Origin of the sequence: Pseudorhodobacter sp. E13 (assembly GCF_003991405.1) — a bacterium.
In the GTDB taxonomy this organism is placed as follows: Bacteria; Pseudomonadota; Alphaproteobacteria; order Rhodobacterales; family Rhodobacteraceae; genus Pseudorhodobacter.
This window is the reverse complement of record NZ_RPEN01000093.1, coordinates 1-801: the sequence shown is the minus strand read 5'-3', so window position 1 is coordinate 801 and position 801 is coordinate 1. Positions and strand designations below refer to the sequence as shown.

The window sequence follows — 801 nt, the reverse complement described above, 5'->3', positions numbered from 1 at the left end:
GCACGCTGGACGGCACCCTGCGTACGAAGTTCCAGCAATGGTATCCGGGGATGAAGCCAGACGGAGATCAGAAAATGGCAGCATGATTGCCCCACGCTTTGGGGTACTCTCCTAGAACCGGGCGACATTCTTCGCAGGCAGGTGTTTTTCGAGATAGGTCTGCATGGGTCAGAGATGATACTTGCGCGCGATTTCCAAGGCTTCGGCCTGTTCGGTGCCGATGTATTCCTTGGTGCTTTCGATGCTGGCATGGCCGAGCAACAACTGAGCTGCGCGCAGGTTGCCGGTTTGCTGATAGATATGGGTCGGGAAGGTGCGGCGCAGCGAATGCAGGCCATAGAGGCTGGGATCGAGGCGGGCCTTTTCCAGCCAGGACTTGAAGAGCCGCCAGAGCTGACTTTCACTGAGATGGGACTGGGACCACCGTGCCCCCTGCCCCGTGAACAGCCAGCCGTGCAACGGCTTTTCTGAAGCTGCGAGATAGGCGCGCAGACTGTCGCGCGCGCCCGAGGACAGCCGCGCTTGGACCGGGCGTGCATTGCGGGCTTCGGTCTTCTTCTGCCGAATTTCCACGATCTCGCGCACGCCTGCCGGTGTGGCTACGTCTGAGACCCGCAGGCGCACCAGGTCAGAACCCCGGAAGCTGGTGTCGAGGGCCACGTTGAACAGCGCCAGATCGCGCAAGGCGCGCTCTTGGCGCAGGATCAGCCGGATCAGTGCCACCTGGTCAGGCGTGAGGGGTGGCTTCTTGCCCACAACACGGCCCTTGTTCCAGGTGGTCTCGGAGGTGGCTGACATGGG

At 61.8% G+C, this 801-nt stretch carries 1 protein-coding gene; it reads right to left on the bottom strand.

Annotated elements, in window-relative coordinates; all coding sequences use genetic code 11:
• Positions 1-168: 168 nt before the first annotated feature.
• Positions 169-801: tyrosine-type recombinase/integrase (locus EGN72_RS00240; RefSeq protein ID WP_127044674.1), on the bottom strand; the 633-nt coding region annotated here is incomplete at its 5' end.